Annotated in this window: 1 protein-coding gene; it reads left to right on the forward strand. The window is 58.0% G+C overall.

What is annotated here, in order from left to right; all coding sequences use genetic code 11:
- Positions 1 to 74 precede the first annotated feature (74 nt).
- Positions 75 to 1,447 (forward strand): DDE-type integrase/transposase/recombinase (locus tag ACZ6ZO_RS12825; RefSeq protein WP_465293088.1); only part of this gene is annotated, 1,373 nt, incomplete at its 3' end.

The raw sequence follows: 1,447 nt of genomic DNA on the forward strand, positions 1-1,447 counted from the left end.
GGGACTGCGGACTTTTTGTTGGAGGGTCTGCGTGGCTGAGCCCGGCGTGTGTTGCCGGGAGGAAGCTGCTTGTTATGCCTGTCAGTAGGACTGTTACGTCCCATCGTAAGAATAAGCGTTGTTCGTCTGAGTTGATTGCCACTATTGTGGCGACGTATTTACATAAGCCGATTCCGTATGTGCGTCTGGCGCGGATGTTTGGCGTCAATGACCACTCCGTCGGTCAGTGGTGCCGGTGGTATGGCAATGTCGTTGACACACCACGGGATGTCCCGTTTGATGAGCTGGTTGCTGCCATTATCAAAGCTGTGGATGAAAGAAAACAGTCAGTTCAACGTGCCTCCAACGCGCGTCGGCGGGAGAAGAAAGCACAATCTAGCAAGGATCTTCAGGATTGGCTCATTGAGCAGGGCGTGGATGTGGAGTTGCTGGAGTCTATCCCGAAGAAGATCCCAGGTGCTGACATGTTCTCAGCCCCGGACATGGATAAACTCACCAGCGACCCGGAGCTACTGAAGAAGATTCTGCGGCAGCAGCAACTGGCGTACGCGGTGCTCGCGGAGCGGCAAAAACTCCTGGAGGAAGGGATCATCCGCCTGGGAAAAGACCACGCCCCGACATGGGGTGTTAAGACCGCCACCCGCATCGCACTCGCCGTGATCGCCCGCGGGTTTACCGTGGCAGAAACCCTGCAGTTTCTAGGGCTGGCATCGTCATCGTTTTACTACTCCCGCACCCGGCTTGAGCACTGTGGTCTAGCACGCCGGGCTGAACTTGCGGCCCAGGTTATTGAGATCTGTCAGGCCCAGTGCTACCGGGTGGGCTACCGGGTCGTGCACGCCATTCTCAAGCAGGAAGGCATCCGGGTGTCGGAGAAGATCGTCCGCCAGATCATGGCCGAGTTCGACCTGTCCCCGAAGATCAAACGCCGCCGGTCCTACAGCTCCTACCGGGGTGAAGCAGACCCAGCCGTGGCTAACCGGCTACACGTTGCTGATGCGCAGGGGCGCGCAGCCCACGAGCAGGTCATCGAGCTGTCCGCTACCTACCGTGGCCGCGTCGATGCTGATGGGATGCCGGTGTTGTCGCATGATTTTCATGCTGATGCCCCGAACCAGAAATGGGTCACCGACATCAGTGAAATCCCCTGCCAGGATGGCAAGCTCTACCTGTCCCCGGTCATTGACCTGTACGACATGTACCCGGTATCGGTCATGGTGGGCAATCGCCCATCGGTGGCGTTGGTGACCGAGATGATCCAGGACGCTATCGACCAACTACAACCCGGTCAAACACCGATCATCCACTCCGATCGTGGGTTTCATTACCGGGCGAAGGCATGGTTTGAAACGATCACCACCACTGGCAGTGCCCAGCCGGTGGAGAACCTGGAGGACTATAGGATCATCCCGTCGATGTCCCGGAAAGCCACCAGTGGGGATAACGC

It is taken from the genome of Corynebacterium sp. NPDC104732 (assembly GCF_055583565.1).